The 25,234-nt window shown below is 36.7% G+C and carries 19 protein-coding genes and 1 tRNA gene; 10 read left to right on the top strand and 10 right to left on the bottom strand.

What is annotated here, in order from left to right; translation table 11 throughout:
• Nucleotides 1–216: 216 nt before the first annotated feature.
• Nucleotides 217–1,080 carry a helix-turn-helix domain-containing protein gene (locus tag QSH13_RS08130; protein WP_109406203.1) on the top strand — a complete coding sequence of 288 codons (864 nt, stop codon included), beginning with the start codon at nucleotides 217–219 and terminating at the stop codon, nucleotides 1,078–1,080.
• A 33-nt stretch (nucleotides 1,081–1,113) separates the two neighbouring features.
• Here QSH13_RS08130 and QSH13_RS08125 read toward each other — a convergent pair.
• The 3 genes from QSH13_RS08125 to QSH13_RS08115 form a co-directional block, all read right to left on the bottom strand.
• Nucleotides 1,114–1,198, bottom strand: a tRNA-Tyr gene (locus QSH13_RS08125).
• A 254-nt stretch (nucleotides 1,199–1,452) separates the two neighbouring features.
• Nucleotides 1,453–2,301, bottom strand: a complete 849-nt coding sequence (gene purU / locus QSH13_RS08120; protein ID WP_072064098.1) for a formyltetrahydrofolate deformylase — start codon at nucleotides 2,299–2,301, stop codon at nucleotides 1,453–1,455.
• A gap of 38 nt (nucleotides 2,302–2,339) precedes the next feature.
• Nucleotides 2,340–2,813, bottom strand: coding sequence for a YchJ family protein (locus QSH13_RS08115; protein ID WP_109406204.1), 474 nt, complete (start codon nucleotides 2,811–2,813; stop codon nucleotides 2,340–2,342).
• Nucleotides 2,814–2,962: 149 nt separating this feature from the next.
• Between QSH13_RS08115 and rssB the strand changes: the two genes are divergently transcribed.
• From rssB to QSH13_RS08100, 3 genes are all read left to right on the top strand, one after another.
• Entirely contained in the window at nucleotides 2,963–3,982 is a 1,020-nt protein-coding gene (gene rssB / locus QSH13_RS08110; protein WP_286038990.1) for a two-component system response regulator RssB, read from the top strand.
• 179 nt (nucleotides 3,983–4,161) lie between these two features.
• Nucleotides 4,162–5,070, top strand: coding sequence for a UTP--glucose-1-phosphate uridylyltransferase GalU (galU, locus tag QSH13_RS08105; protein ID WP_006536427.1), 909 nt, complete (start codon nucleotides 4,162–4,164; stop codon nucleotides 5,068–5,070).
• Between the two features lie 267 nt (nucleotides 5,071–5,337).
• Complete coding sequence (locus QSH13_RS08100; RefSeq protein WP_109397670.1) at nucleotides 5,338–6,345, top strand: NAD-dependent epimerase; 1,008 nt, start codon at nucleotides 5,338–5,340, stop codon at nucleotides 6,343–6,345.
• A 230-nt stretch (nucleotides 6,346–6,575) separates the two neighbouring features.
• Here the strand turns inward: QSH13_RS08100 and hns are convergent, their stop codons facing one another.
• The gene (gene hns, locus QSH13_RS08095; protein WP_006536429.1) at nucleotides 6,576–6,980 is read right to left on the bottom strand and encodes a histone-like nucleoid-structuring protein H-NS; all 405 of its coding nucleotides are present in this window, start codon (nucleotides 6,978–6,980) and stop codon (nucleotides 6,576–6,578) included.
• Nucleotides 6,981–7,489: 509 nt separating this feature from the next.
• On the opposite strand from hns, the gene QSH13_RS08090 reads away from it, so the two are divergent.
• On the top strand, nucleotides 7,490–8,086 hold the full coding sequence (locus tag QSH13_RS08090) for a thymidine kinase (RefSeq protein WP_023581977.1): 597 nt from the start codon (nucleotides 7,490–7,492) through the stop codon (nucleotides 8,084–8,086).
• Nucleotides 8,087–9,308: 1,222 nt separating this feature from the next.
• Here the strand turns inward: QSH13_RS08090 and adhE are convergent.
• On the bottom strand, nucleotides 9,309–11,975 hold the full coding sequence (gene adhE, locus QSH13_RS08085) for a bifunctional acetaldehyde-CoA/alcohol dehydrogenase (protein WP_185902059.1): 2,667 nt from the start codon (nucleotides 11,973–11,975) through the stop codon (nucleotides 9,309–9,311).
• 513 nt (nucleotides 11,976–12,488) lie between these two features.
• Between adhE and QSH13_RS08080 the strand changes: the two genes are divergently transcribed.
• A complete protein-coding gene (locus tag QSH13_RS08080; RefSeq protein WP_109397668.1) occupies nucleotides 12,489–13,133 on the top strand; it encodes a YchE family NAAT transporter in 645 nt (214 codons plus the stop codon).
• A gap of 82 nt (nucleotides 13,134–13,215) precedes the next feature.
• Here the strand turns inward: QSH13_RS08080 and QSH13_RS08075 are convergent, their stop codons facing one another.
• From QSH13_RS08075 to QSH13_RS08055, 5 genes are all read right to left on the bottom strand, one after another.
• Complete coding sequence (locus QSH13_RS08075) at nucleotides 13,216–13,932, bottom strand: ABC transporter ATP-binding protein (protein WP_369961344.1); 717 nt, start codon at nucleotides 13,930–13,932, stop codon at nucleotides 13,216–13,218.
• A complete protein-coding gene (locus QSH13_RS08070) occupies nucleotides 13,919–14,755 on the bottom strand; it encodes an ABC transporter ATP-binding protein (RefSeq protein ID WP_109406206.1) in 837 nt (278 codons plus the stop codon). Before QSH13_RS08070 ends, QSH13_RS08075 begins: the two co-directional genes overlap by 14 nt.
• Nucleotides 14,748–15,578, bottom strand: coding sequence for an ABC transporter permease (locus QSH13_RS08065; protein ID WP_109397665.1), 831 nt, complete (start codon nucleotides 15,576–15,578; stop codon nucleotides 14,748–14,750). The genes QSH13_RS08070 and QSH13_RS08065 overlap by 8 nt, the downstream gene beginning before the upstream one ends.
• Nucleotides 15,578–16,621, bottom strand: a complete 1,044-nt coding sequence (locus tag QSH13_RS08060; RefSeq protein WP_109406207.1) for an ABC transporter permease — start codon at nucleotides 16,619–16,621, stop codon at nucleotides 15,578–15,580. The genes QSH13_RS08065 and QSH13_RS08060 overlap by 1 nt, the downstream gene beginning before the upstream one ends.
• Nucleotides 16,622–16,698: 77 nt before the next feature.
• A complete protein-coding gene (locus QSH13_RS08055) occupies nucleotides 16,699–18,264 on the bottom strand; it encodes an ABC transporter substrate-binding protein (RefSeq protein WP_286038991.1) in 1,566 nt (521 codons plus the stop codon).
• A 328-nt stretch (nucleotides 18,265–18,592) separates the two neighbouring features.
• On the opposite strand from QSH13_RS08055, the gene nirB reads away from it, so the two are divergent.
• The 4 genes from nirB to QSH13_RS08035 all read left to right on the top strand — a co-directional run bounded on the left by nirB (nucleotide 18,593) and on the right by QSH13_RS08035 (nucleotide 25,152).
• A complete protein-coding gene (gene nirB, locus QSH13_RS08050; RefSeq protein ID WP_286038992.1) occupies nucleotides 18,593–21,139 on the top strand; it encodes a nitrite reductase large subunit NirB in 2,547 nt (848 codons plus the stop codon).
• Nucleotides 21,136–21,480 (top strand): nitrite reductase small subunit NirD, encoded by a 345-nt coding sequence (gene nirD / locus QSH13_RS08045; RefSeq protein ID WP_196544492.1) that lies wholly within the window; start codon nucleotides 21,136–21,138, stop codon nucleotides 21,478–21,480. Before nirB ends, nirD begins: the two co-directional genes overlap by 4 nt.
• A 14-nt stretch (nucleotides 21,481–21,494) precedes the next feature.
• On the top strand, nucleotides 21,495–22,877 hold the full coding sequence (cysG, locus tag QSH13_RS08040) for a siroheme synthase CysG (RefSeq protein ID WP_286038993.1): 1,383 nt from the start codon (nucleotides 21,495–21,497) through the stop codon (nucleotides 22,875–22,877).
• A gap of 637 nt (nucleotides 22,878–23,514) precedes the next feature.
• Nucleotides 23,515–25,152 carry an ABC transporter substrate-binding protein gene (locus QSH13_RS08035; protein ID WP_109397660.1) on the top strand — a complete coding sequence of 546 codons (1,638 nt, stop codon included), beginning with the start codon at nucleotides 23,515–23,517 and terminating at the stop codon, nucleotides 25,150–25,152.
• Nucleotides 25,153–25,234 lie beyond the last annotated feature (82 nt).

Raw genomic sequence — 25,234 nt, 5'->3', positions numbered from 1 at the left:
AATATAAGTATTATTATTCTTTATATGTGAAGAATGATGACATAATAAAAATAATATTGTAGTTATAAATTGTATTCATTAAAAGGAGGTAAAAGTATATTTATATAAAACTGCTTTTATATAAAATTAATTTTTAAATTAATTAATCATTATTTCATTTACATCAAATGAATTAATGAAATTATTTTATTCTACACAGCTAAGGAATGGTGAATTATGTTTTTTTCTCGTAAGTTAGAAGCCTTTATGGCCGTAGTCGAAAATGGTTCATTAAGTAAAGCTGCTCGGGTGATGAATCGCACAACGCCTCCCGTTGCTAAATCTATAAAAGACTTTGAAGCCGTATTAGGAAAGCGTTTATTTAAACGAGAGAAGTTTGGCATGAGTTTAACCCAAGAAGGGCTTGAGCTTTATAATGATTTGAAATCGCTCTATTTGCAGGAAAAAGAGATAACTAAAAAACATATATCGGGTATTATAAATAATAGCATTCATGTTTATTATGATTGGGGAAAAAGTCAATATTTAACTCAGTTTTATCAAGCCGCAAATAAAAATTATTCCCATATAAATATAATGCGATTCTCAAGAGAAAACTTTGAAGAAATACCTGATTATGATGGTAATACATTAATATTAAGTTCTGATAAAATTATTAGTGAAAAATTTAGCCTTCTTCATAAAATAGAAAATAAATACTTGGGTATTTGTTGTCAAAAAACACTTGTAAATGGTGTCAATAATAATCTTGATAGACTTTTGAGTGAAAATATTTGGTTATGTGATCCGGCATTATACAAAACAGCTAAGATAAAAAAATTAGAGAGTGAAATTGGGGATAGAGGAAAGGCTGTGTGTGTTAGAATAATGGATGATCTTAATTGCTGTTTGAATTTTATTCAAACGCATAATTCTCTTTTATTAACAGATGAAAATCCATTTAAAGATGAGTATGAAGCAGACTTATGCTTTATACCATTAATTCAACCTGAAGTACGATATAACTGTTACATCTATAAATCTAAGTATCACTCGAGTGTATTGAATCGATTTTTAGATTTAATTAATAAAATGGAATGAAAAGGATTTTTCTAGAGTAAAACGGATAGGAGATGGTGGTGGGAGAAGGATTCGAACCTTCGAAGTCTGTGACGGCAGATTTACAGTCTGCTCCCTTTGGCCGCTTGGGTATCCCACCAACATTAAATTGTTTTGCTGTCCGTGACAGCGGGCGCAATAATACCAAATACCTGAGATCTGTAAAGCGCTATTTTACTAAAAAGAGTCTGACTGCTGTAAAAATGTGCGTATCGTTCAAGCTTTATGCGCTATCATGTTGATTTTAATTAATATCATCTCTATTTATATAAGATAAAAATAAACCGCGATATGCTTGTTATCGCGGTTTACATTTAGATAGTTGTAATACTTGCGTTATTAGTGGCAGAAAATTTATAAAATGATTGTTCTGTTACCGTAAACGAATACACGTTGTGAAAGAACCCAATATAATGCATGACTAAGAACATTCTTTTCAACATCTCGGCCCGCTCGCATCATATCTTCAGCAGAAAACGTATGGTCAACGTTGATCACATTTTGAGTGATGATTGGACCTTCATCTAAATTATCGTTTACGTAGTGTGCTGTTGCACCAATGATTTTAACACCGCGTTCATAAGCCTGATGGTAAGGACGTGCACCAATAAAGGCGGGTAAGAATGAGTGGTGAATATTAATAATTTGGTTTGGGAAGTTTTGTACAAATGCAGGTGTTAATACACGCATATATTTTGCGAGTACAACATAATCAGGTTTGTATTGATTAATTTGTGTAATTAACTTTTCATCATGTTGATCACGGGTTAAGCCTTCATGGCTAACAAGATGGAAAGGAATACCAAATTGTTCTACTAAGTGTTTTAACGTATCGTGATTACCAATGACGGCGGCAATTTCAACATCCAAATCACCAAATGCACTTTTCATTAATAAGTCACCCAAGCAGTGTGCTTCTTTTGTCACCATAATGACAATACGACGACGGCCTGCGGTATTTAACTCACGTTTGGAGCCTTGTGGCAAAGCATCATCTAAATCGGCAAGAAAGGTTTCATCGTTAAAGATACCTTCAAGCTCAGTACGCATAAAAAAGCGACCCGTACGATGGTCAACAAACTCACTATTTTGAACAATATTTAATTGATGTTTATAACAAATATTGGTGATTTTAGCGATAAGTCCTTTTGCATCAGGGCAAATTGTACGTAGTATTTTTTTTTGAATATTTTGGTGTTGCATGTATGGATAAATCCTTTCTTTTACTTCTGTGTTTGCCGTTATTTGATGTTATTTTCACAACATTTTTTGTATTTACGTCCTGAACCACAAGGGCAGGGATCGTTTCGTCCCACTTTCGGTTTCACACCGTCAATATAAAACCAACAGTCATCTATTTTTAGAAAACGAGAGCGTTCATGTAAGTACTGTTTATCATCGGCATTTCTTTCAATAAAGCAAGCTGAGAATTCAACATATGCCTCATTTTTATTTGTGCTCGCTTGCGATGAGATAACATTGAGTCCAAGCCATTGTGTATTTGGAAAGCCTGAAGTTAATTCATCATATAAAGATGTAACACGACAAGAGGGATGCCACGTTTTTATTAAGTAATCCGCATTATGCTTAACGAACGCACTATAACGCGAACGCATCAATGCTTCTGCTGTTGGGGCGTTTTTTTGACCTAGATGGTAAGGCTCGCAACAATCAGAGTAGAATAATTGGCTATTGCAGGGGCATAAACTCGACAAAATAATGTCCTAATTCACGTTATCTGTATGACGATTACCCATAGATTGAAAAAAGTAACGATTGGGAATAATTAACGTCAATGTTGAACTAAACTAATAATGTAGCGCTAATTTATCAGCATGTGAAACGATAGTTACCGGAGTCACCAATGAACAAAGCCTTAGTGGGTAAAAAAATTTTAATAATTGATGACGAGGTCGTTTTTCGCACAATGTTGACGGAGTATTTTTCACATGAGAAGGCCTGCGTTTATACAACAGATAACGGTAGCCAAGCATTATCTTTATTAGAAGGGGGATTGCTTCCTGATCTTATTTTATGTGATATCCGTATGCCGATAATGAATGGTCCCACTTTTTTGTGTCATCTTGAACAACTTAAATTGGCTATTCCTGTTATTGCTATTTCATGTACAGATAATATGGCTGAAATAGATGATATGTTGCGTTTAGGGGCACAAGAGATTTTCCTTAAACCAATAACACATCTTGATAAATTAAAACAAAAAGTCATTGAAGTATTATGCCCTGGTTTTTTTGAATCAGTATTAATAGAAGGTATACATTTAGAACCACTTTGGAATAGCTTACGAAAAGATACTCATTATATTCAATCGTTCATAAAACAGATGCAGCCTCAAGTTAAGCAGGTTGTTGCAGGATATTGTGTTAATTATCGTCAATTAAATGATATAGCTAAAATGGGTTTGCTATTTGATATTGCAGCTTTATCAGAAGATCAAATTATTTTCTATTGTGTGGATATATCGAGAGATGATGAAAATGGGCTTTTGGTCGCTTTACTCTTACGGGTTGTTTTTAATGATGTATTAAAGTCATCAGAAAAAGCACGAACTTTGCCAAGTATGTATAACATGTTGAATAAATTAAATAAAATGATTAATGAGATAGGGGTGAAAGGACAATTTCCTATCACACTTGGTTATTATCATACTCAGAAAAAAAATATTCTATTAGCTTCAGCAGGTTTAAAAGCTGAAATAAAAACAGAAAGTAAAAAATTCGAATTAAATAGCGGTGTTCCTTTAGGTACATTGCAACTTTTATATATTAATCAAGTAAAATGTGAGGGAACAATTTGGCAATGTAAAATTTGGGATAACACAAATCAGATTAAATTAATGTTTTCACCTATCTATAAAAGTTAAGTTTAGATTAAATAAAAATAGAATATCGTGCATATATTAAACATAAATGAAGAACTATCTCAATTAACGAGTAGGAGTCTGTTTATCCTTAGATATTAGCTGGTATACTCTGGCGATTATTTTTAATTGTACCCATTCACATCTGAAAGTAGAACGGTACGAATTGCAGGAGAAATATAATGTCATCAGCAGTGCGTAAAGTTAGAAAAGCGGTGATCCCTGTTGCTGGATTAGGAACAAGAATGCTACCTGCAACCAAGGCAATTCCAAAAGAGATGTTGCCAGTGGTTGATAAGCCTCTTATTCAATATGTAGTGAATGAGTGTATTGCGGCAGGTATTAATGAAATTGTACTTGTTACACATTCATCTAAAAATTCAATTGAAAACCATTTTGATACGAGTTTTGAATTAGAGGCGATTTTAGAAAAACGCGTTAAACGCCAGTTATTAGAAGAAGTACAAAGCATTTGTCCAAGCCATGTCACTATTATGCAAACCCGTCAGGGAATAGCAAAAGGATTAGGCCATGCTATTTTATGTGCTAAGCCATTAATTGGTGATGAGCCTTTCGCTGTTATCCTGCCTGATGTCATTTTAGATAGATACAGTGCCGATTTAACGAAAGTTAACTTAAAAGAGATGCTTTCTCATTTTGAACATTCCGGCGCAAGCCAAATTCTTGTTGAACCTGTTCCTGAAGATGAAGTTTCTAATTATGGTATTGTTGATTGCATGGGTGAAAGTTTATGCCCGGGTGATAGCAAACCCATAACTCGTGTTGTTGAAAAACCTAAAAAAGAAGAAGCACCTTCGAATTTATCTATCGTAGGACGTTATGTGTTATCTGAAAGTATTTGGCCACTCTTGGCGAAAACCGCTCCGGGTGCTGGAGATGAAATTCAGTTAACTGATGCAATTGCAATGCTGATTGAAAAAGAAGCTGTTGAAGCTTATCACCTACAAGGGAAAAGCCACGATTGTGGTAATAAATTAGGGTATATGAAAGCCTTCGTAGAGTACGGAATACAGCACGAAGAGTTTGGTGAAGATTTTGCACAATGGATAAAATCATTAAAAATACAGTAAAATAAAGCTTATTAATAATCATTTATATGGTTAATCTCACTGTATAATTCCTGCAAATGTATAATGCATAATAAGTGGATTATTTTGTGGGAAAAGCTAGATAAAGCGATTGTAAGAGATTAAGGTATGGCTCAATGCATTTAGTATTGAGCCATGTTGATTTCTGTAATGTATGATGATGTTAAGCGTTATGATGTTTAATCGAGGTGATATTAAGCATGATAGCGTTGGCATAAAAATAAATTATTGGGCTATTTGAGTGATAATATGAAAATATTGGTAACAGGTGCGGCGGGTTTTATTGGCTATCATATGAGTCAGCGTTTAATCGAAATGGGTTATCATGTTGTTGGAATAGATAACTTGAATGATTATTATGATGTGCGCTTAAAAGAAGCTCGATTAGCTAAATTGCAACAGCAAGAAAATTTCCATTTTGAGAAACTTGATATCGTTGATTCAGCAAAAGTGGCTCAATTATTTGCATCACACCAATTTGATCGAGTTATTCATTTAGCTGCTCAACCTGGGGTTCGTTATTCAATTGAAAACCCAATGGCATATATTGATGCGAATATTGTTGGTCATATAAATATATTAGAAGGATGTCGCCATAATAAAGTCGGACATCTTATCTACTCCTCATCAAGCTCTGTTTATGGTTTAAATCAGAAACAGCCTTTCTCAACAGAAGATAGTGTTGATCATCCTGTTTCATTATATGCAGCAACAAAGAAAGCCAATGAGTTAATGTCTCATAGCTATTCACATTTATATCAATTACCAACAACGGGATTACGTTTCTTCACGGTATATGGCCCTTGGGGACGTCCTGATATGGCATTATTTAAATTCACTAAAGCAATGCTAGCTGGTGAACCTATTGATGTTTATAACGGCGGAAATATGACGCGTGATTTTACTTATGTCGATGACATTGTGGGATCAGTTGTTCGATTGGTTAATGTTATACCAGAAGCAGATGAAAACTGGACAGTAGAGAAAGGCGAAACATCTTCGAGTTCTGCTCCTTATAAAATCTACAATGTGGGTAATGGACAACCAACCAAATTGATGGCATTTATTGAAGCGATAGAAAAATCATTAAATATTAAAGCTAAATTGAATTTAATGCCGATGCAAGATGGTGATGTTCTTTCTACTTGTGCCGATTGCCAAGACTTGTCTGAAACAATAGGTTTCTCGCCAAATACAGAAGTAGAATATGGCGTAAAACAGTTTGTTGATTGGTATTTAAGTTATTATAAAAATTAATAACATTAGTTTCATTAAATCAAAGAAAAAAGGAGCGATAAAGCTCCTTTTTCATTATAAATAAAAATAAATAACGTAGTTATTACAGTTTTTATTTTTGTTTACCCACATCTAATACAAACAACATCAGCACATATTAAAATTAAACGCTTGTTTAATTAAATAGGATAAACAACAAAATACCCTTTTAAGTAATTAAAAGGGTATTTCAAATAGAGTATTGACTTAAATTACAGCAGGAAATCTTCTAATGATTTGCCTTCTTCATCAATAGCACGTTTGATTACAGCTGGTGTACGACCTTGGCCTGTCCAAGTTTTAGTTTCACCATTATCATCAACGTAAGAGTATTTAGCTGGGCGAGCTGCACGTTTAGCACGGCCAGTTTTATTAGTTGCACTTGCTTCAAGTAAGTCTGTTGGATCAATACCGGCTTCTTCTAACATTTCACGGTATTTTTGTAATTTCTGAACACGTTCTTCTTCAGCTGCTTTTTCTAATGAGAATTCTTCACGACGCTCATTAACGACAACTTCAAGTTTCTCTAGCATTTCTTCTAAAGTTTCTAAAGAAGTTTCTCTTGCTTGTGCGCGAAGAGTACGGATGTTATTTAATATTTTTAAAGATTCGCTCATTTTCCTGGTCTCAAATAAATGTTGTTGGCTGATGTAATACTAATAATAGATTGCTATTTAAATTTCTGCAATACCTAAATACAAACCTTACGTAAAATTTCTTTTTTTTAAACTAATATCTCAACGAAAAAAATAATAAAAGCTGAGGCATCTTTAGTCAATAAAGGAAATATTAGTAAGGAAATGCATCTTTTAACTGATGATAGCGCTAATGCTAAAGAATAGAAAGCTTTGTTCATTTTTTTATAATAACGGACTTTTTTCTAAAAATGGAATCGGACTAACTTTCATACTTTAATAAAGGTATATCAAGGTGTGTTTTAATATGTTAAGTACTTATTAAAGCTATTTATTTTTTAAACAAAAATTAGCATTAACAACAAATTTGATCTTTCGATGGTATATCTAGAATAGAAATAAAGGTAATAAATACTTGTTATAGATAACTTGCAGATTGTTTATGTTAGACTGTCGCTCGTGAAAATAAACACTATTTAAGGAGAGAGCTGATGGCTCAGCTTTACTTTTATTATTCAGCCATGAATGCTGGAAAATCAACATCTTTATTGCAATCCTCTTATAACTATAATGAACGAGGAATGCGTACATTGATTTTCACAGCGGCTATTGATACACGTTTTGCAAAGGGAAAGATTAGCTCAAGAATAGGATTAAGTGCGGATGCATTACTCTTTAGTGATGATATGAATATTCGTGATGTTATTGTTGCTGAACATAACAAACAGCCTATTCACTGTGTATTGATTGATGAGTGCCAATTTTTAAGTAAGGCGCATGTTGAACAACTCTGCGAAATAACGGATACCTATGATATTCCTGTTCTCACTTATGGATTAAGAACGGATTTTAGAGGTGAGTTATTTACCGGCAGTGCTTATTTATTAGCATGGGCTGATAAGCTTGTAGAGCTTAAAACAGTATGTTATTGCGGTAGAAAAGCAAATAAAGTACTACGCCTAGATGATAAAGGAAATGTTCTGAGTGATGGTGCTCAAGTTGAAATAGGTGGAAATGAAAAATATGTTTCAGTCTGTCGTAAGCATTATACGCAGGCAACATTAAAAGGGTGTATTGAACAAGAGTAACTTTTTCAATTTCCCTCTTTTACTAATTTGTCAGGGTGAAAGAGGGAGGATGAAATAAGAGTTCAAATAAAGCGTTATATTATGTAATACCAAAAAATGTTTATATATTTTTAATTTTTAGCCAATTTATTGGCTTTTTTTATATCAAAATGCGGTGAGTTTGATTTTCTTTTGTGAAGATATGTTATTTTTTGATAAGAAAATTTATTTATTTCATAGATTTCATTATCATTAATCAAAAAAGACATAATCAAATATACGTAAGGTGTTTATTTTGTGATGTCGATATTGTTTTTTACAAATGACAAGAGAGAGAGACATTTGATGCATTTATATTATTAATAGTTTAATAAAGTTGAATAAAGATAGGCACAAAAGGCTAAAAGATATTTCGTTTATCTATAGTTGGTATAATGAAACGTTTATATCGAGTTTTATAGATGCTGATTATAGACTGCTTAAGTTATTACTGAATAAATAAAACACTTCATTTTGTGGCTGTTAATAGGGATAAAAAGGTTCTTCTCATACTCCTAAAGGAGTAAGTTTCTAAGCGGAATGTACAAATAGTGACCTCTATTACGTTATTATTTTGGCAATAAGTGAGTAAGCTTCATTTTGATAATACTTATTGAAACTATGTCTTTTATAAATTCAACGTGGTTATAGATATAAAATATTTATATCTCCATATTTTGAATACAAATTAATAATCCAGATGATGAAGTCTATTTGTTTTTATCAGATAACAACAAAAATACAATTGTAAGAAATTGTAAGGTAAACACGATGATTTCAAATAACATTTTGTTATAGTCATTTTGTGAAGGACATAAGGTAAGAGTGAAATAATTAAACTAACTAATCAAAGAGGGGAGAGTTTGACGCGTCCTGTAATCATCCCAAAGGCGTTTTTTATAATGTGCTAATGCATTGGTATAGCTAGAGAGATAAGTTGTTCAGCGTCTTTTCTAGAGCTAATTATGAATACATAAAGGAAGACACTATTTTTATAGTAAAAAGAAAATCCATAAGCTAAGTATAAATACCTATAATTTATGGCTAAATAGTGACTTACCACGCCTTATTCCTTAATCTCAGAAACCAGTAGCAAATTACAAATGAGAAATCATAAAAAAACCCAGCCGTAGTAGGGCTGGGTTTTCTATTTAAGGATAAATAACCGAAATATTGAGGATCACACTAACACAGCGTGTTTCGATTATTTTTTACTGTTTTTTTTCGTCGCCTTTGTCTCTTGTTTCACTTCAACAACCGGATGCTCATTAAATTCACGACCGTAGTAAGAATCTAATAACAGTTGTTTTAGTTCAGAGATCAGTGGGTAACGAGGGTTAGCTCCAGTACACTGATCGTCAAATGCATCTTCAGACAATTTATCAACTTTTGCTAAGAAATCACTTTCTTGGACACCCGCTTCACGAATAGAAGATGGAATTCCTAATGAAGATTTCATCTCTTCTAACCAAGCTAATAACTTCTCAATTTTAGCCGCTGTACGGTCACCCGGAGCTGAAAGCTCTAAGTGGTCAGCGATTTCTGCATAACGACGACGTGCTTGTGGGCGGTCGTATTGGCTAAATGCAGTCTGTTTTGTTGGGTTGTCATTAGCGTTATAACGAATAACATTGGAAATTAATAACGCATTAGCTAAACCGTGAGGAATATGGAATTCAGAGCCTAATTTATGCGCCATTGAGTGACAAACACCCAAGAATGCGTTAGCAAAAGCAATACCCGCAATGGTCGCTGCATTATGAACACGTTCACGAGCAACTGGATTCTTCGCGCCTTCATGATAACTTGCAGGCAGATATTCTTTCAGTAATTTTAATGCTTGCAGAGCTTGTCCATCAGAATATTCGTTCGCTAATACAGAAACGTAGGCTTCTAATGCGTGAGTCACTGCGTCTAAACCACCAAATGCACATAGAGATTTAGGCATATTCATAACAAGGTTTGCATCAACGATAGCCATATCAGGTGTTAATGCATAGTCTGCTAATGGGTATTTCTGACCAGTTTCATCATCAGTTACAACGGCAAATGGTGTTACTTCAGAGCCTGTACCTGATGTTGTTGTGATAGCAACCATTTGTGCTTTCACACCCATTTTCGGGAATTTGTAAATACGTTTACGGATATCCATGAAACGTAATGCTAATTCTTCGAAGTGAGTTTCTGGATGTTCATACATAACCCACATGATTTTCGCCGCATCCATCGGGGAACCACCACCTAATGCGATGATTACGTCAGGTTTAAAGCTATTCATCTGTTCTGCGCCTTTGCGCACAACGCTTAATGTTGGGTCTGCTTCAACTTCAAAGAAGACTTCTGTTTCAACGCCAAATTTTTTCAGTACACGAGTTACTTCATCAACATAACCATTGTTGAATAAGAAACCATCGGTCACGATAAAGGCACGTTTTTTACCATCTGTCGCAATCTCTTCCAGTGCGATAGGTAAACAACCACGGCGGAAGTAAATAGATTTAGGAAGTTTATGCCACAACATATTTTCTGCTCTTTTCGCCACGGTTTTAGTGTTGATAAGGTGTTTGGGCCCTACGTTTTCAGAAATGGAGTTACCACCCCATGAACCACAACCTAATGTTAGAGAAGGAGCAAGTTTAAAGTTGTATAAGTCACCAATACCACCTTGAGATGCTGGTGTATTGATTAAAATACGAGATGTTTTCATCTTGTCGCCGAAATAGGCAACATGTTCAGGACAGTTATCTTGGTCTGTATATAAGCAAGAAGTGTGACCAATCCCCCCCATCTCAACTAATTTTTCAGCTTTTAGCACGGCATCTTCAAATGATTGAGCATGATACATTGCTAATAGTGGAGATAATTTCTCGTGAGCAAATGGTTCTGCTTCTGTGGTTTCTTTTACTTCACCAATTAAAATTTTGGTATTGACAGGTACTTCAATGCCGGCCATTTCAGCAATTTTTGTTGCTGGTTGACCTACAATAGCTGCGTTTAAGTTACCGTCTTTTAAGATGATATCTTGGACAGCTTTTAATTCTTTACCTGTTAGCATGTAACCGCCGTGAGTTGAGAAACGCTCACGAACTTGTTTATAAATGCTGTCAACAACGATAACAGATTGCTCTGATGCACAAATTACGCCGTTATCGAAAGTTTTAGACATTAAGATTGAAGCCACTGCACGTTTGATATCAGCAGAGTCATCAATAACAACAGGAGTATTACCTGCACCAACACCGATAGCAGGTTTACCCGAACTATACGCTGCTTTAACCATGCCTGGACCACCTGTTGCTAAAATCAGGTTAATATCATCATGGTGCATCAATGCGTTAGATAGGGCGACAGAAGGCTCATCAATCCAACCAATAATATCTTTTGGTGCGCCTGCAGCGATAGCTGCATTTAATACGATTTCAGCGGCACGGTTTGTCGCTTCTTTTGCTCGTGGGTGTGGAGAGAAGATAATACCATTACGTGTTTTTAAGCTAATTAGTGCTTTAAAAATCGCAGTAGAAGTTGGGTTAGTTGTTGGTACGATACCACAGATGATCCCAATAGGTTCAGCAATGGTTATTGTGCCGTAAGTAAGGTCTTCAGATAAGATCCCGCAGGTTTTTTCGTCTTTATACGCATTGTAGATATACTCAGAAGCAAAGTGGTTTTTTATCACTTTATCTTCAACGATACCCATACCAGACTCTTTGACAGCCAATTTTGCAAGAGGGATACGAGCATCAGCGGCAGCTAATGCAGCAGCACGGAAAATAGCATCAACTTGTTCTTGAGAGAAATTAGCAAATTCACGTTGGGCTTTTTTTACACGAGCAACCAAATCATTGAGTTCAGTAACGTTAGTTACAGACATAAAGAGACTCCTGATAAAATGTTAAATTTTTTAAGCAAATTAGCTGTTTTCATCATAATTAATAAGAATAGCTTAGAAAGATAATAATGTGCTCAATTCAATAATAATTATTAGAGAGTATAATTTGCTTAAAAAACTTAAAAAAAACAATAACCAAGGCAAATGTATTTTCGAAGTAACCCTCTTTTTCTGAATGATAACAGCTTACCATCTTTCTAATTAATTAACGTGATATATGTCACAAAATTAGCAAGCTGACACCTTTCAGCATGACTTTTTATGAGAATGATTCTTATATGTAATAAATCTTCAACGATTTTTTTGTCGTACACTCGATTTCGATATAAAATTAAACCACTAGGTTTTAATCAGTTTACAATAGAATATTTTAGGTAAAAACTTGTTAACTAATAGAATTAACTGGTTTATTGATTTAAAGTAACGCGCATTTTTTAGAGTTAATCTATCTTTTATAGATAATTCGCATGTTTATTAGCCAAGAAGGGGCTTTTCATGGGGTCATTGCTGGATTTATCCGGTTATATTAAATTTTTTGTCGGTCTTTTTGCGATTGTAAATCCAATTGGTATTTTGCCTGTTTTTATCAGTATGACGAGTTATCAAACTGATGCAGGGCGCAATAAAACAAACTTAATTGCGAATGGCTCCGTTGCAATTATTTTAGTTTCCTCTCTGTTAATTGGTGATTCTATACTGAGTATTTTTGGTATTTCTATCGACTCGTTTCGTATAGCAGGTGGGATGCTGATTGTTACCATTGCAATGACGATGATAAATGGGCGTTTAGGGGAAGATAAACAAAATAATCAAGAAAGAAACGAATCCGCAGTACGTAATAGCGTTGCTGTTGTGCCTTTAGCATTACCATTAATGGCGGGACCCGGGGCAATCAGTTCTTGTATTGTGTGGAGCTCTCGCTGGGAAGGTCTTACTAATTTTATAGGATTAGCCGCAACCAGTATCTTTTTTGCCTTTTGCTGTTGGTTGCTGTTTCGCAGCGCAACACTATTAGTAAAATATTTAGGGCAAACGGGCATTAATGTGGTGACTCGTATAATGGGCTTATTATTAATGTCGTTAGGTATTGAATTTATTGTGACCGGATTACGTTCTATTTTTCCTGGTTTATTAGTTTAAACACAGTGTAGAACAATGAAAAAGAGCAGTATTAATAACCTAATACTGCTTGGATCTTTCTTTTTATTTATTCTCTTTTATCTCAATCGAGACGGTGTATTCCCTTTGATAACGCATCCCGATCATAATGTTGTGTTAGTTCACCATTTTCCATTAATGCAGCTCTATCCGACATATGTGCAATCACATCGGCATCATGGCTAACTAATAAGTACGTCATATTATGCTTTTTTTTCAGCGTGTTAAGCAGATTTAAGATCTCGGCTTGTACTGACATATCTAGCGCTGAAGTTGGCTCGTCTAAAAGTAATAATTGAGGTTGTAATAATAGGGCTCTTGCAATGGCGACACGTTGACGTTGCCCACCAGAAAGTTGATGAGGATAACGACTTGCCACATCCCCGGGCAAACCAACTTGGGCTAATGCTTGTTCAATCGTATCTTTATCAAAAGGCATTTGATGGATCTTTAAAGGCTCAGAGAACGCACGCTCAATACGGTGCTGAGGATGTAAAGAGGCATAGGGATCTTGAAACACCATTTGTATATTACGACGTAATGTCCCTTGAAAATGTTGTTGAGGTTTAATTGTTTGACCTAAAAGGGATATAGCACCTTGCCAATGAGGCAATAATCCTGCAATCACTCGTAAAATAGTCGATTTTCCGCAACCAGAACGACCTATTAAGCTGAAAGTTTCACCTTGTTGAACATGTAGATTAATCCCTTTTACAACGTGTTTTGCTTGTTTACCTTGTTCAAATTGAACATGTAAATCATGAATATCAATTAGCATGATGTAGCTCCTTGAAATTAAGCGTTCTATCTAATACAGGCAATTGCGTGCCATAAGTGCTTGCATTAGGTCTGCATGTCCAAAGAGTACGAGTATAAGGGTGTGTGGCAGTCGGTAGCGCTTTAGCATTGAGTTCGTCAACTTGTTCGCCTTGGTACATCACCATAACACGTTCGCAATATTCGGCAACAAGGGGCAAATCATGGCTAATTAACAATAAGCCCATGTTGCGTTGCTCACATTGTATGGTGATCAGTTCAAGAATTTGATGACGTAACTGAGCATCAAGTGCTGATGTCGGTTCATCGGCAATTAAAATAGTAGGGTTATTGATTAGCGCAATAGCTATCATTGCTCGTTGCCCCATACCACCTGATAATTCACCGGGATAGCGATAAATATTCTGTTCAGGTAAACCGACAGACAGTAGTGTATCGATGATAAGTTGGCGTCTATCTTGGCGCGAAAGTTTTTGATGCTGTTTTACGGTTTCTTCTACTTGCTGATAAATGGTTTTTACCGGATTTAAGGCATAACGAGGATCTTGTAATACCATTGAAATCGTATTACCTCGGATGTTATTCCATTGGCGAGATGAGAAATTCAATAAATTATTTCCCTGCAAATTTAGTTTATCTGCACTGACTTTTCCCGGCTGACGAACTAAGCCCATTAATGCACGTGCGGTCATTGATTTGCCTGAACCTGATTCGCCAACAACTGCCAAACGCTCTTGACCTAAAGAGAAAGAGACATTATTGACAACTCTTGCTTTTGGAAAATCGATACAGAGGTTATTTACCTCAATTAATGGTGTTTTATTCATGGGTATCTCCCAGTACGTCGCGTAATCCATCACCCAATAAATTAAATGCCAGACTGCTGATTAAAATCGCTGTACCTGGAATAGCGGCAACCCACCATTGATCAAAAATAACAGGCATACCTTCTGCGATCATTGCTCCCCATTCCGCCATCGGTGGGCGAGCACCCAATCCAAGAAAGCCTAATCCTGCAGCTGCGAGAATAATCACCGCTAAATTCAGCGCTAAACGGACAATGGCTGAAGGTAAACATAGCGGTAAAATATGTCCCCATAACAGCCTGATACCTTTAATCCCCATCATTTCGGCTGCTGCAAGATAATCACTATTGCGTAAATGTTGAATTTCACTGCGTGATTGTCGTGCATAAGCAGGCCATGCAGTTAAAGCCAGTGCTAATGCACCATTTAGCAGACCAGGGCCTAACATTGCAACAAAGGCAAAAGCGAGAATAAGAGAAGGCATTGACATCACAATATCGGTGACGCGCATTAAAATACGTTCAGTCCAACCGCCATAATATCCAGATAAAATACCAATCAATAATCCTAAAGGTAGCGTAATCAGCGCCACCAAGCCGACTAAACCTAGCATTGGGCGGGTACCATAGATAAGACGAGAAAGAATATCGCGTCCATAATTATCTGTGCCTAACCAATGTTCAGCATTGGGAGCTAACAAGCGTTGGGCTGCATGTTGCCAATTTGGATCATAAGGGGCTAGCCAAGGTGCAAAAATAGCAATAATTAACAGTAAAATAAGCAACGATAAACCGATAAAGGCAGAAGGCGAACGCGCTATTTTTCTTAAAAATGAAGATGTCATTAGCGGAGCCTCGGATCAGTCAAACGAATAACGATATCGGTCATATTATTAATAAAGACAAAGCATAAACCGATAATTAAGGTACCGCCCATAATAGCTGTGGTATCACCTGCAAAAAGTGCTGTTGTAAGATATCGACCAATTCCCGGCCAAGAAAAGACCGTTTCTGTCAATACGGCACCTTCTAACATGCCAGTATAAGAGAGGGCGATAATGGTCATTAAGACCCCCCGAATATTAGGCAATACGTGATAAAAAAGAATACGCAACTCACCAATGCCTTTTGCTCTCGCTAGTGTGACATACTCTTTACTCATTTCGTTTAAGCAGGCTGAACGAGTTAAGCGAGTGATAGAAGCAAGGGCAAAATAAGCTAATAGAGAAACAGGCAAAATAAGGTGTGATAACGCATTAAAAAAAGCATCGTTATCGCCAGCTAATAATGTATCAATTAATGCAAAACCAGTTATGGGCTCTATGGTGAATTGATAGATATCGTCTAATCGTCCGGGGCCTGCCGTCCATTGTAATGTGGCATAGAAGATCAATAGTAAAATCAAACCTAACCAGAAAATAGGAACTGAACTACCTAATAACGTTAGAATTCGCAAAATAAAATCGAGAGGTGTTCCTACAAATCGTGCACATAAAACGCCGAATAAAATACCAAGACTGGCACCAATCAGTAATGCAACGGTTGCTAATTCTAATGTGGCGGGGAACGTTGCTAACAAATCATCAAGCACTGGCTGGCCTGTTGATGTTGCTGTGCCTAAATGCCCCTGTAGCAGTGCTTCCACATAGTGAAAAAACTGCATGTAGATAGGTAAATCTAGCCCTAATTCATGTTTGACTTGGTTATAGGTTTCAAGACTTGCGTGATCACCAACAATTTGTAAGACAGGATCGACAGGTGAAAGTGCAGAAAGTGTAAAAGTGATGACAAGAAGCCCTAAAAGAGTCAGCACCAGTGTCAATATTCCTTGAGCAAAGGTAATTAACTGACTTTTTAGACGAAAAGGTAACGTCATAGCAGTATTCATACAGCAATAGCCTAGTGAAATGGCAAAAAATAGACCATCCACAGTAACATGACTGTGGATGGTTTCAGAACAAAATATTACTTAGTTACTTTGTCATAATAGACCATATCTGCATTTAGGCCTTGTGCATAACCTTTGACGTTATCACGCATGACGATTTGGTTTTTACCTTGATCGATAAATACATAAGGTGAGCTACGTTGTAATTCTTTTTGCATTTCAGTATAGAGCGATTGACGTTTTGTTTTGTCCGCTTCATTAAGTGCGGTCAATGTTTGCTGACTTAATTCAGGAATATTCCAGCCATTTAACCAAGCAACAGTATTGGATTGTCCGTCATTATAAGCAAAGGCACTGGCATTTGAGTGAGCATCAAAATAATCAGGGATCCAAAAGCGAATTGCCGCTTGATGCTGTTTAGCACGCACACGGCTATATACTTGGCTACCTGCCGCCGGTAATAAATCCACTTGTACACCTGCTTGAGCAAAGCTTGCTTGAATGGATTGCGCCACAGTGATGTAAGGGACTTTATTTTCTACATCCAATGTAAAGCGTGCATTAGTGATCCCTGCTTTGGCTAAAATTTCTTTAGCTTTTTTGGGATCAAAAGTGAATGGGTTATCTTTTAATGCGCCGGGTAAACCCACAGGTAAGAAACTTTGGTGAATAAAATACTGACCACGCATTAAATCTTCAGTAATACCTTTGTAGTCAATTAAATAACGAGAGGCTTCCCAAAATGCAGGGTTACTCAGTGCTGGATTTCCACTGGCAGTATTAAACGCCATATACACTTGCTCTGCTGAAGGGATATCTAATATTTTTATCCCTGCTTTGCCTGCTAACGCGGCAGTTTGGTCAGTGCCGAGTTCACGTGCAATATCTGCATCACCTTTTTCAATTAATAAGCGACGTGATGCCGGATCGGGCACGTTCTTAATAATAATATTCGCCATTTTAGGCGCACCAGTTGGTGATAGAGGGTTAGCTTCTAACACAATGGCTTGACGTGGTTGATAAGCACGCATTTTGTATGCGCCACTTCCTGCTGAGTTCATTTTCAGCCAGCTATTACCAAAATCATTATTTTTAACATGAGCGGAAACTAGCTTTTCATCAACGATAGAAGCAATTGGTGTTGAAAGAATATTGAGCACAACATCAGGGCTGACATCGGCGGTCCAGCGTACTTCTAATTCTTTGTCGCTGATTTTTTTCAGTAACGAATTAATGTTATCAGCTTTCCAACCCAAGACATTTAGAATAAAGGCTGGTGATTTATTCATGGTGATCGCACGCTGATAAGAAAAGATAATATCTTCAGGACGTACAGCGTTACCTGAAGCAAATTTTGCATCAGGTTTAATTTTAAATACGATTGTTTTTTGTTCAGTATTTGCTTGCCAACTTTCAACTAAAATAGGTTCATTAATTTCTGGATTATCACGATTAGGTTGAACAATACGTTGATATAAACTGGGTACAGTTTGAATACTGGATAGTTCATTACTTTCAGCAGGATCAAGGCTGACAATATCATCAAGCCCTTGTACCACAATTAATGTATTAGCAGGTGTTGCTGCAAATGCCGGTACGGAAAGGGCACCCACAACGAATAATGATAATAATTTTGCTTTCATGAGACGCTCCCTGAAATGGTGTAGCTAAAGTCGTTATGTCAATAACTTATTAGTTATTACTTTGTGAACTTAACTTAGGCAAAACGTGATCAATGCGCAAAGTTTTAATTACGCTTACATATAACACTTCGTTATAAGTGGCCAAAATTAATTATGGTAGAAGAATAATTAACCGCAAGTACAGGGTAATAAAATACTCCTTTAGTAGTAACTCATTGACTATTAAGTTGTAGTAGCTGAATTGATTAAGCTGTATTTGATATTCATCAATATCGCTTATGAGTAGTTTCGTATTTTAGCCTTAGAAATCTTTAAATCTGAGGCAAAAATGAGCAAGAAAACACTCGCAATCATCGGTAATGGTATGGTCGGGCACCGTTATATCGAAGAGCTGATTGATAAAGGTGGTAATGAAGAATTTAATATTGTCGTCTTTTGTGAAGAACCTCGTGTTGCATATGATAGAGTCCATCTCTCCTCTTATTTTTCCCATCACACTGCAGAAGAACTCTCTTTAGTTAAACAAGGTTATTACGAAAAATACCAAATAGAAGTATTAATTGGTGAGCGTGTAATAACCATTAATCGTGACGAAAAAGTGGTACATACAAATACGGGGCGCTGTGTTAGTTACGATAAGTTAGTCATGGCAACGGGCTCTTATCCATGGGTTCCTCCAATTAAGGGAAATAACTCATCAGATTGCTTTGTCTATCGGACTATTGAAGATTTAAATGCTATCGAATCTTGTGCACGTATTAGCCGTAAAGGAGCGGTGATTGGTGGAGGACTTTTAGGTTTAGAAGCCGCTGGCGCGCTAAAAAGTTTGGGTATTGAAACGCATGTTATCGAGTTTGCACCAACATTAATGGCAGAGCAGCTTGATACGTTAGGTGGTGAACAACTTAAGCGAAAAATAGAGCGTATGGGTGTAAAAGTGCATACGTCCAAAAATACACAAGAAATATTATCGACAGGAGAAAATGCACGTAAGACACTGCAATTTGCAGATGGTACTTCTCTTGAAGTTGACTTTATTGTGTTCTCTACGGGGATTCGCCCAAAAGATAAATTAGCTCGTCAATGTGATTTAGATATTGCCCCAAGAGGCGGTATTGTTATTAATGATTATTGCCAAACAACCGATCCTGATATTTACGCCATTGGTGAATGTGCATCTTGGCAAAATAAAACATTTGGCTTAGTTGCACCGGGCTACAAGATGGCACAAGTGGCAGTTGATAATTTATTAGGCCATCACACTGTCTTTCAAGGGGCCGATTTAAGTGCAAAATTAAAACTTCTTGGTGTTGACGTCGGTGGTATCGGTGATGCTCACGGTCGTCAAGAAGGGTGTCGTAGTTATATTTATCTCGATGAAGGCAAAGAAATTTATAAACGCCTGATTGTTAGTGAAGACAATAAATACTTACTCGGTGCTGTGTTGGTGGGAGATACCGAAGATTATGGCAATCTTTTGCAATTATCACTGAACACGATTGAATTACCAGAGCATCCCGACGCTTTAATTTTGCCTGTACATGCGGGAAGTAAGCCTGCAATTGGTGTTGATTCCTTGCCTGAAAGCGCACAGATCTGCTCTTGTTTTGATGTAACAAAAGGCGACATTATTCAAGCAATTGAACGAGGATGTCATACAGTCGCTACTATTAAAGCTGAAACCAAAGCCGGTACGGGCTGTGGTGGTTGTATTCCATTGGTGACTCAAGTCTTAAATGCAGAATTAGCTAAACAAGGTATCGAGGTTAATCATCATCTTTGTGAGCATTTCCACTATTCTCGCCAAGAGCTTTATCATCTTATTCGTGTGGAAGGGCTGAAAAGTTTTGATGAACTATTGAAAAAGCATGGTCAAGGCTATGGTTGTGAAGTGTGTAAACCAACAGTAGCTTCATTGCTTGCTTCATGTTGGAACGATTATATCTTGCGTGATGATTTAGTTCCTCTACAAGATACTAACGATAACTTCCTCGCGAATATGCAAAAAGATGGGACTTATTCCATTATTCCTCGCTCTCCTGGTGGTGAAATTACACCTGCAGGCATTATTGCTATTGGGCAAATTGCTCAAGAATATAATCTGTATACCAAAATTACTGGCTCGCAACGCATGGCTATGTTCGGTGCACATAAACAAGATTTACCTGCTATCTGGAAAAAATTGATTGCTGCCGGTTTTGAAACAGGTCATGCCTATGCGAAAGCTCTGCGTATGGTAAAAACGTGTGTGGGGAGTAGTTGGTGTCGTTTTGGCGTCGGAGATAGTGTCGGTTTGGGTGTTGCATTAGAACATCGCTATAAAGGCATTAGAACACCTCATAAGATGAAATTTGGTGTCTCTGGTTGTACCCGTGAATGTTCTGAAGCGCAAGGAAAAGACGTTGGTATTATCGCCACAGATAAAGGTTGGAATCTCTATTTTGGTGGAAATGGTGGTATGAAACCACGTCATGGGGATCTCTTTGCCTCTGATCTCGATGAAGAAACTTTAGTGCATTATATCGACCGCTTTATGATGTTTTATATTCGCACCGCCGATAAACTTCAACGCACTTCAGTGTGGCTAGATAATTTAGATGGCGGTATTGAATATTTACGTGATGTCATCATTAACGACAAATTAGGCTTAAATGCGCAGTTAGAAAAAGAACTGAACACCTTACGAGAACGTTTCGCTTGTGAATGGAAAGAAACTGTTGATTCTCCAAAAGCATTAAAACGGTTTGCCCACTTTATTAATAATCCAATGCCTGATCCGACTGTGCAAACGGTAAAAGAACGTTTTCAGCACCGTCCCGCACGTTTACATGAACGTATCGATATCAAAATGGTCACTGAGGAGGCGCAATCATGAGCCAATGGATAGCTGTTTGCCAATTAGAGGAGATTACGCCAGGAACAGGTGTTTGTGCGCTGGTGGAACAAGATCACGTTGCTATATTTCGCCCTTATTCTGATGCTCGTTTATATGCGTTAAGTAATATAGATCCCTTTGCACATTCTAGTGTTTTATCTCGAGGGCTGATCGCTGAACATGAAAATGAGTTGTATATCGTTAGCCCGCTAAAAAAACAGCATTTTCGTTTAACGGATGGTTTTTGTCTTGAAGATGAGCGTTTCTCGATCACCCATTTTGACGTCAAGGTTGAAGGCAGTACGGTTAGTGTACGCAGCCACAGTGAATCATCTCAATAAATAGGGGAATGAATATGGATTACTTTCCAATATTCTGTCAGCTCAGAGGTAAACCTTGTTTATTAGTGGGAGGCGGTGATATTGCTGAACGTAAAGCCCGACTACTTATGGAAGCGGGAGCTATTATTTCTGTTATCGCACCTTCGTTTACAGGACAGTTTATGCAGTGGCATTCTGAGCAAAAACTAAACTGTATCACGGGTATATTTACTGCGGATCATCTATCAGGTAAATGGCTTGTTATTGCGGCAACAGATAGTGAGCAAGTGAATCAACAGGTTTTTCAATCCGCAACAGAGAAACAGATATTTTGTAATGTGGTTGATTCACCAGAGCAAGCAAGCTTTATTATGCCTTCTGTTATCGATCGTTCTCCTATTGTAGTGGCGATTTCATCAGGTGGAAAAGCCCCTGTGCTAGCGCGTATTTTGCGAGAAAAAATTGAGCAACTGCTCCCTAATTATCTTGGTGTGTTAGCACAACTCGCCGGCAAGTTACGTAAGCAAATAAAACAGCGTTTTTCATCGATAAATGCCAGACGTTATTTTTGGGAGCAATTTTTCGAAGATAAATCATTACAAGCTGAAATAGAAGCGCAAAGAGATGACGGTATTGAGCAACGTATTAGCGCACTATTATCTGAACATCAGCAACCGCAAGGCAGTGTTGTTTTGGTTGGAGCTGGGCCGGGTGATGCTGGGCTAATGACTATTAAAGGTTTACAGCAGTGCCAGCAAGCTGATGTAGTGGTTTACGATAGATTAGTATCTGATGAGGTAATGGCATTAGTCCGCAGAGATGCACAGCGTATTTATGTTGGTAAGCAAGCCGGTTTTCACTGTGTTCCTCAAGAGGAAATCAATCAAATTTTAATCAAAGAAGCCACTGTAGGAAAACGAGTGGTGAGATTAAAAGGAGGCGATCCCTTTATTTTTGGTCGAGGCAGTGAAGAGCTAGAAGCTTTGATTGAACATCATATTCCCTTTTCAGTGATCCCCGGTATTACCGCAGCTTCAGGCTGTACAACATATGCAGGTATTCCCTTAACACATCGAGATTATGCACAAAGTGTCCGCTTTATTACTGGGCATGGCAAAGGATTAAACGAGGCTGAATGGCAATGTATTGCACAAGAAAACCAAACGTTAGTCTTTTATATGGGATTAAGTAAAGCTCGTTATATTCAGCAAATGTTACTTAGCCAAAATATGCGCGCGACCATGCCGATTGCAATTATTGAAAAGGGCACTTTAACCACACAAAAAGTAATGGTTGGTCAATTACGTCAACTGGCAGAGATGGCAGAAACAATGGAAAGCCCTGCACTAATTATTGTGGGAGAGGTTGTCACACTGAATGAGAAGTTACAATGGTTTCAATCCAAATCGGCTAACTAGCTGATTTTTATTGTTGATATCATTTTAAAATAAAAAACCTCTTTAATATCGATATGTATATTAAAGAGGTTTTTTATCTAACACATAGAAATATAAATGAAAAATTTTTAATTAAACATTTAGATTAAAAATTAAAAACAAATAATAAAATTGAATATTTAATAATCTATAAATATTTTTAGGCTAGAATTGTTATTCAGTCTAAAGATGAATTTATTGTTATTTTAAATTAATTTCAAAGAGAAATTCTTTACAAATAAAGCATCATAAAGTTCTGCAAGTCGGATAAAATCCATCCTAATTATATTAAATTTGTGAGCTAAGTAGGTTTTCTATCTATAAAACTTGCATGATGTTAATTTAATGTTTATTTGTTGTTTTGCTTCTCTCAATATATATATTTTATTTTCTCAGGATAGAACTCTAGAGGGCTCAATAAAGTTAAGTGATAAGAATACCGCATTAATTGACAAAATTTACGATAAGTGTAAAAAAGAAGAGTGTTGGTATCATTTTTATCTTATAAATATCTTTCAACCTTTGAGAGCCACAAATATTACAATCAAAATTTAACAACGATACATATCGTTAATTGAGCGACCCCGCTATAAATTATTGTTTATTAGGAGAGGTACCCATGAAAAATAAAGCCACGTTAAAAACAGTGTTTCCGCTTAGTATTATGTCACTTGTATTAACCTCCTTTTTTTCTCATGCCGTGACTCTTCCTGAAGGCACTATTCTCGCCAAACAACAGAATATTGTGATTAATAACGGTACTGAAGTTTCATCTCTTGATCCGCATAAAGTAGAAGGCGCACCAGAAACTAATATTATTTTAAATTTATTAGAAGGTTTGACCTATGTTGGACCTAATGGTGAAAGTATGCCCGGTGTTGCACAACGCTGGGAAACGGATGATAACAAGGTGTGGACATTCTATTTGCGAGAAGATGCAAAGTGGAGTGATGGTACACCAGTGACCGCAGACGACTTTGTTTATAGCTGGCGCCGAGTGGTCGACCCTAAAACAGGTTCACCTTATGCCAGTTATCTCGAATATGCTTATGTTGAAAATGTTGCAGATATTCTTAGTGGAAAAAAAACGCCTGAAGCACTGGGTGTGAAAGCGATAGATGCTCATACTTTGCAAATCAATTTAACCAAGCCAATTCCCTATTTAGTCGATATGGTCAGCCACACGCCATTAAAACCAGTTAAAAAAGAGATTGTAGAAAAATATGGTGTGAATTGGACTCGTCCCGAAAACTTTGTCGGCAATGGTGCTTATGTTATTGAAAGTTGGGTGGTGAATGAAAAGGTGACGTTAAAACGTAATCCACTTTATTGGGATAATAAAAACACCATTATTGAACAAGCCACATTTTTACCAATTAGTTCAGAAACCAGTGATATAAACCGCTATCGTAGTGGTGAAATAGATATCACTAATAGTGCTATTCCTCCTGTTCTTTATAGAAAAATGAAACAAGAACAGCCAGAGAATTTACATGTCACACCGTATTTATGTACTTTCTATTATGAATTAAATAATAAAAAAGCGCCTTTTGATGATCCTCGTGTTCGTGAAGCGGTGAAACTAACACTTGATAGAGAAGTCATTGCTGAAAAAATAATGGGGCAAGGGCAAATACCCGCTTATTCTTTTACTCCCTCTTTTATTGGTAACGGTAATTTTAAAGCCCCGAAATGGGCTTATTGGACACAACAGCAACGTAATGAAAGGGCGCGTGAATTATTAAAAGAAGCGGGATTTGATGCTCAAAATCCTCTGACTTTTACTTTGCTCTACAATACGTCTGATCAAAATAAACAGCAGGCCATTGCCGCTGCATCAATGTGGAAAAAAAGTATTGGTGCAAATGTGACGTTGCAAAATCAAGAGTGGAAAACGGCATTAGAAAATCGTAATCAAGGGAATTATCAAGTTGCGAGAGCGACGTGGTGTGCAGATTACAATGAACCTACCTCGTTTTTAAATTCATTTCTTTCCACAAGTAGTCTTAATACAGTCTTTTATGAAAATAATGATTACGATGATGCATTAAATAATGCTTCAATTGCGGTTGATAAAGGGGCTCGTCATCAACTCTATCAGCGCGCTGAAGCCTTGCTAGACAAGGACTCGGCGATAGTACCTGTTTATTATCGTGTCAGTGTTAGATTAGTTAGTCCAAAAGTAGGTGGATTTACAGGTAAAGACCCCTTTGATTATACGGACTTAAAGCGCTATTTTATAAAGGCAGATAACTAAAACTGGTAAATTACCGATATTCTATAGTTATGTGCGATTTTAATTATTAAAAGTTATTTAAAAAGTAGTGAAACAATAAAAA

This window comes from Proteus faecis (assembly GCF_030286765.1).
In the GTDB taxonomy this organism is placed as follows: Bacteria; Pseudomonadota; Gammaproteobacteria; order Enterobacterales; family Enterobacteriaceae; genus Proteus; species Proteus faecis.
Note: the sequence above shows the minus strand (reverse complement) of the source record. Positions and strands in the feature narration are given on the sequence as shown.

What these genes read in the sequence shown, in the direction of transcription:
- QSH13_RS08130 (WP_109406203.1), top strand. Translation starts at nt 217, where the DNA reads ATGTTTTTTTCTCGTAAGTTAGAAGCCTTTATGGCCGTAGTCGAAAAT.
- purU (WP_072064098.1), bottom strand. Translation starts at nt 2,301, where the DNA reads ATGCAACACCAAAATATTCAAAAAAAAATACTACGTACAATTTGCCCT.
- rssB (WP_286038990.1), top strand. Translation starts at nt 2,963, where the DNA reads ATGAACAAAGCCTTAGTGGGTAAAAAAATTTTAATAATTGATGACGAG.
- galU (WP_006536427.1), top strand. Translation starts at nt 4,162, where the DNA reads ATGTCATCAGCAGTGCGTAAAGTTAGAAAAGCGGTGATCCCTGTTGCT.
- QSH13_RS08100 (WP_109397670.1), top strand. Translation starts at nt 5,338, where the DNA reads ATGAAAATATTGGTAACAGGTGCGGCGGGTTTTATTGGCTATCATATG.
- hns (WP_006536429.1), bottom strand. Translation starts at nt 6,980, where the DNA reads ATGAGCGAATCTTTAAAAATATTAAATAACATCCGTACTCTTCGCGCA.
- QSH13_RS08090 (WP_023581977.1), top strand. Translation starts at nt 7,490, where the DNA reads ATGGCTCAGCTTTACTTTTATTATTCAGCCATGAATGCTGGAAAATCA.
- adhE (WP_185902059.1), bottom strand. Translation starts at nt 11,975, where the DNA reads ATGTCTGTAACTAACGTTACTGAACTCAATGATTTGGTTGCTCGTGTA.
- QSH13_RS08080 (WP_109397668.1), top strand. Translation starts at nt 12,489, where the DNA reads ATGGGGTCATTGCTGGATTTATCCGGTTATATTAAATTTTTTGTCGGT.
- QSH13_RS08070 (WP_109406206.1), bottom strand. Translation starts at nt 14,755, where the DNA reads ATGAATAAAACACCATTAATTGAGGTAAATAACCTCTGTATCGATTTT.
- QSH13_RS08065 (WP_109397665.1), bottom strand. Translation starts at nt 15,578, where the DNA reads ATGACATCTTCATTTTTAAGAAAAATAGCGCGTTCGCCTTCTGCCTTT.
- QSH13_RS08060 (WP_109406207.1), bottom strand. Translation starts at nt 16,621, where the DNA reads ATGAATACTGCTATGACGTTACCTTTTCGTCTAAAAAGTCAGTTAATT.
- QSH13_RS08055 (WP_286038991.1), bottom strand. Translation starts at nt 18,264, where the DNA reads ATGAAAGCAAAATTATTATCATTATTCGTTGTGGGTGCCCTTTCCGTA.
- nirB (WP_286038992.1), top strand. Translation starts at nt 18,593, where the DNA reads ATGAGCAAGAAAACACTCGCAATCATCGGTAATGGTATGGTCGGGCAC.
- nirD (WP_196544492.1), top strand. Translation starts at nt 21,136, where the DNA reads ATGAGCCAATGGATAGCTGTTTGCCAATTAGAGGAGATTACGCCAGGA.
- cysG (WP_286038993.1), top strand. Translation starts at nt 21,495, where the DNA reads ATGGATTACTTTCCAATATTCTGTCAGCTCAGAGGTAAACCTTGTTTA.
- QSH13_RS08035 (WP_109397660.1), top strand. Translation starts at nt 23,515, where the DNA reads ATGAAAAATAAAGCCACGTTAAAAACAGTGTTTCCGCTTAGTATTATG.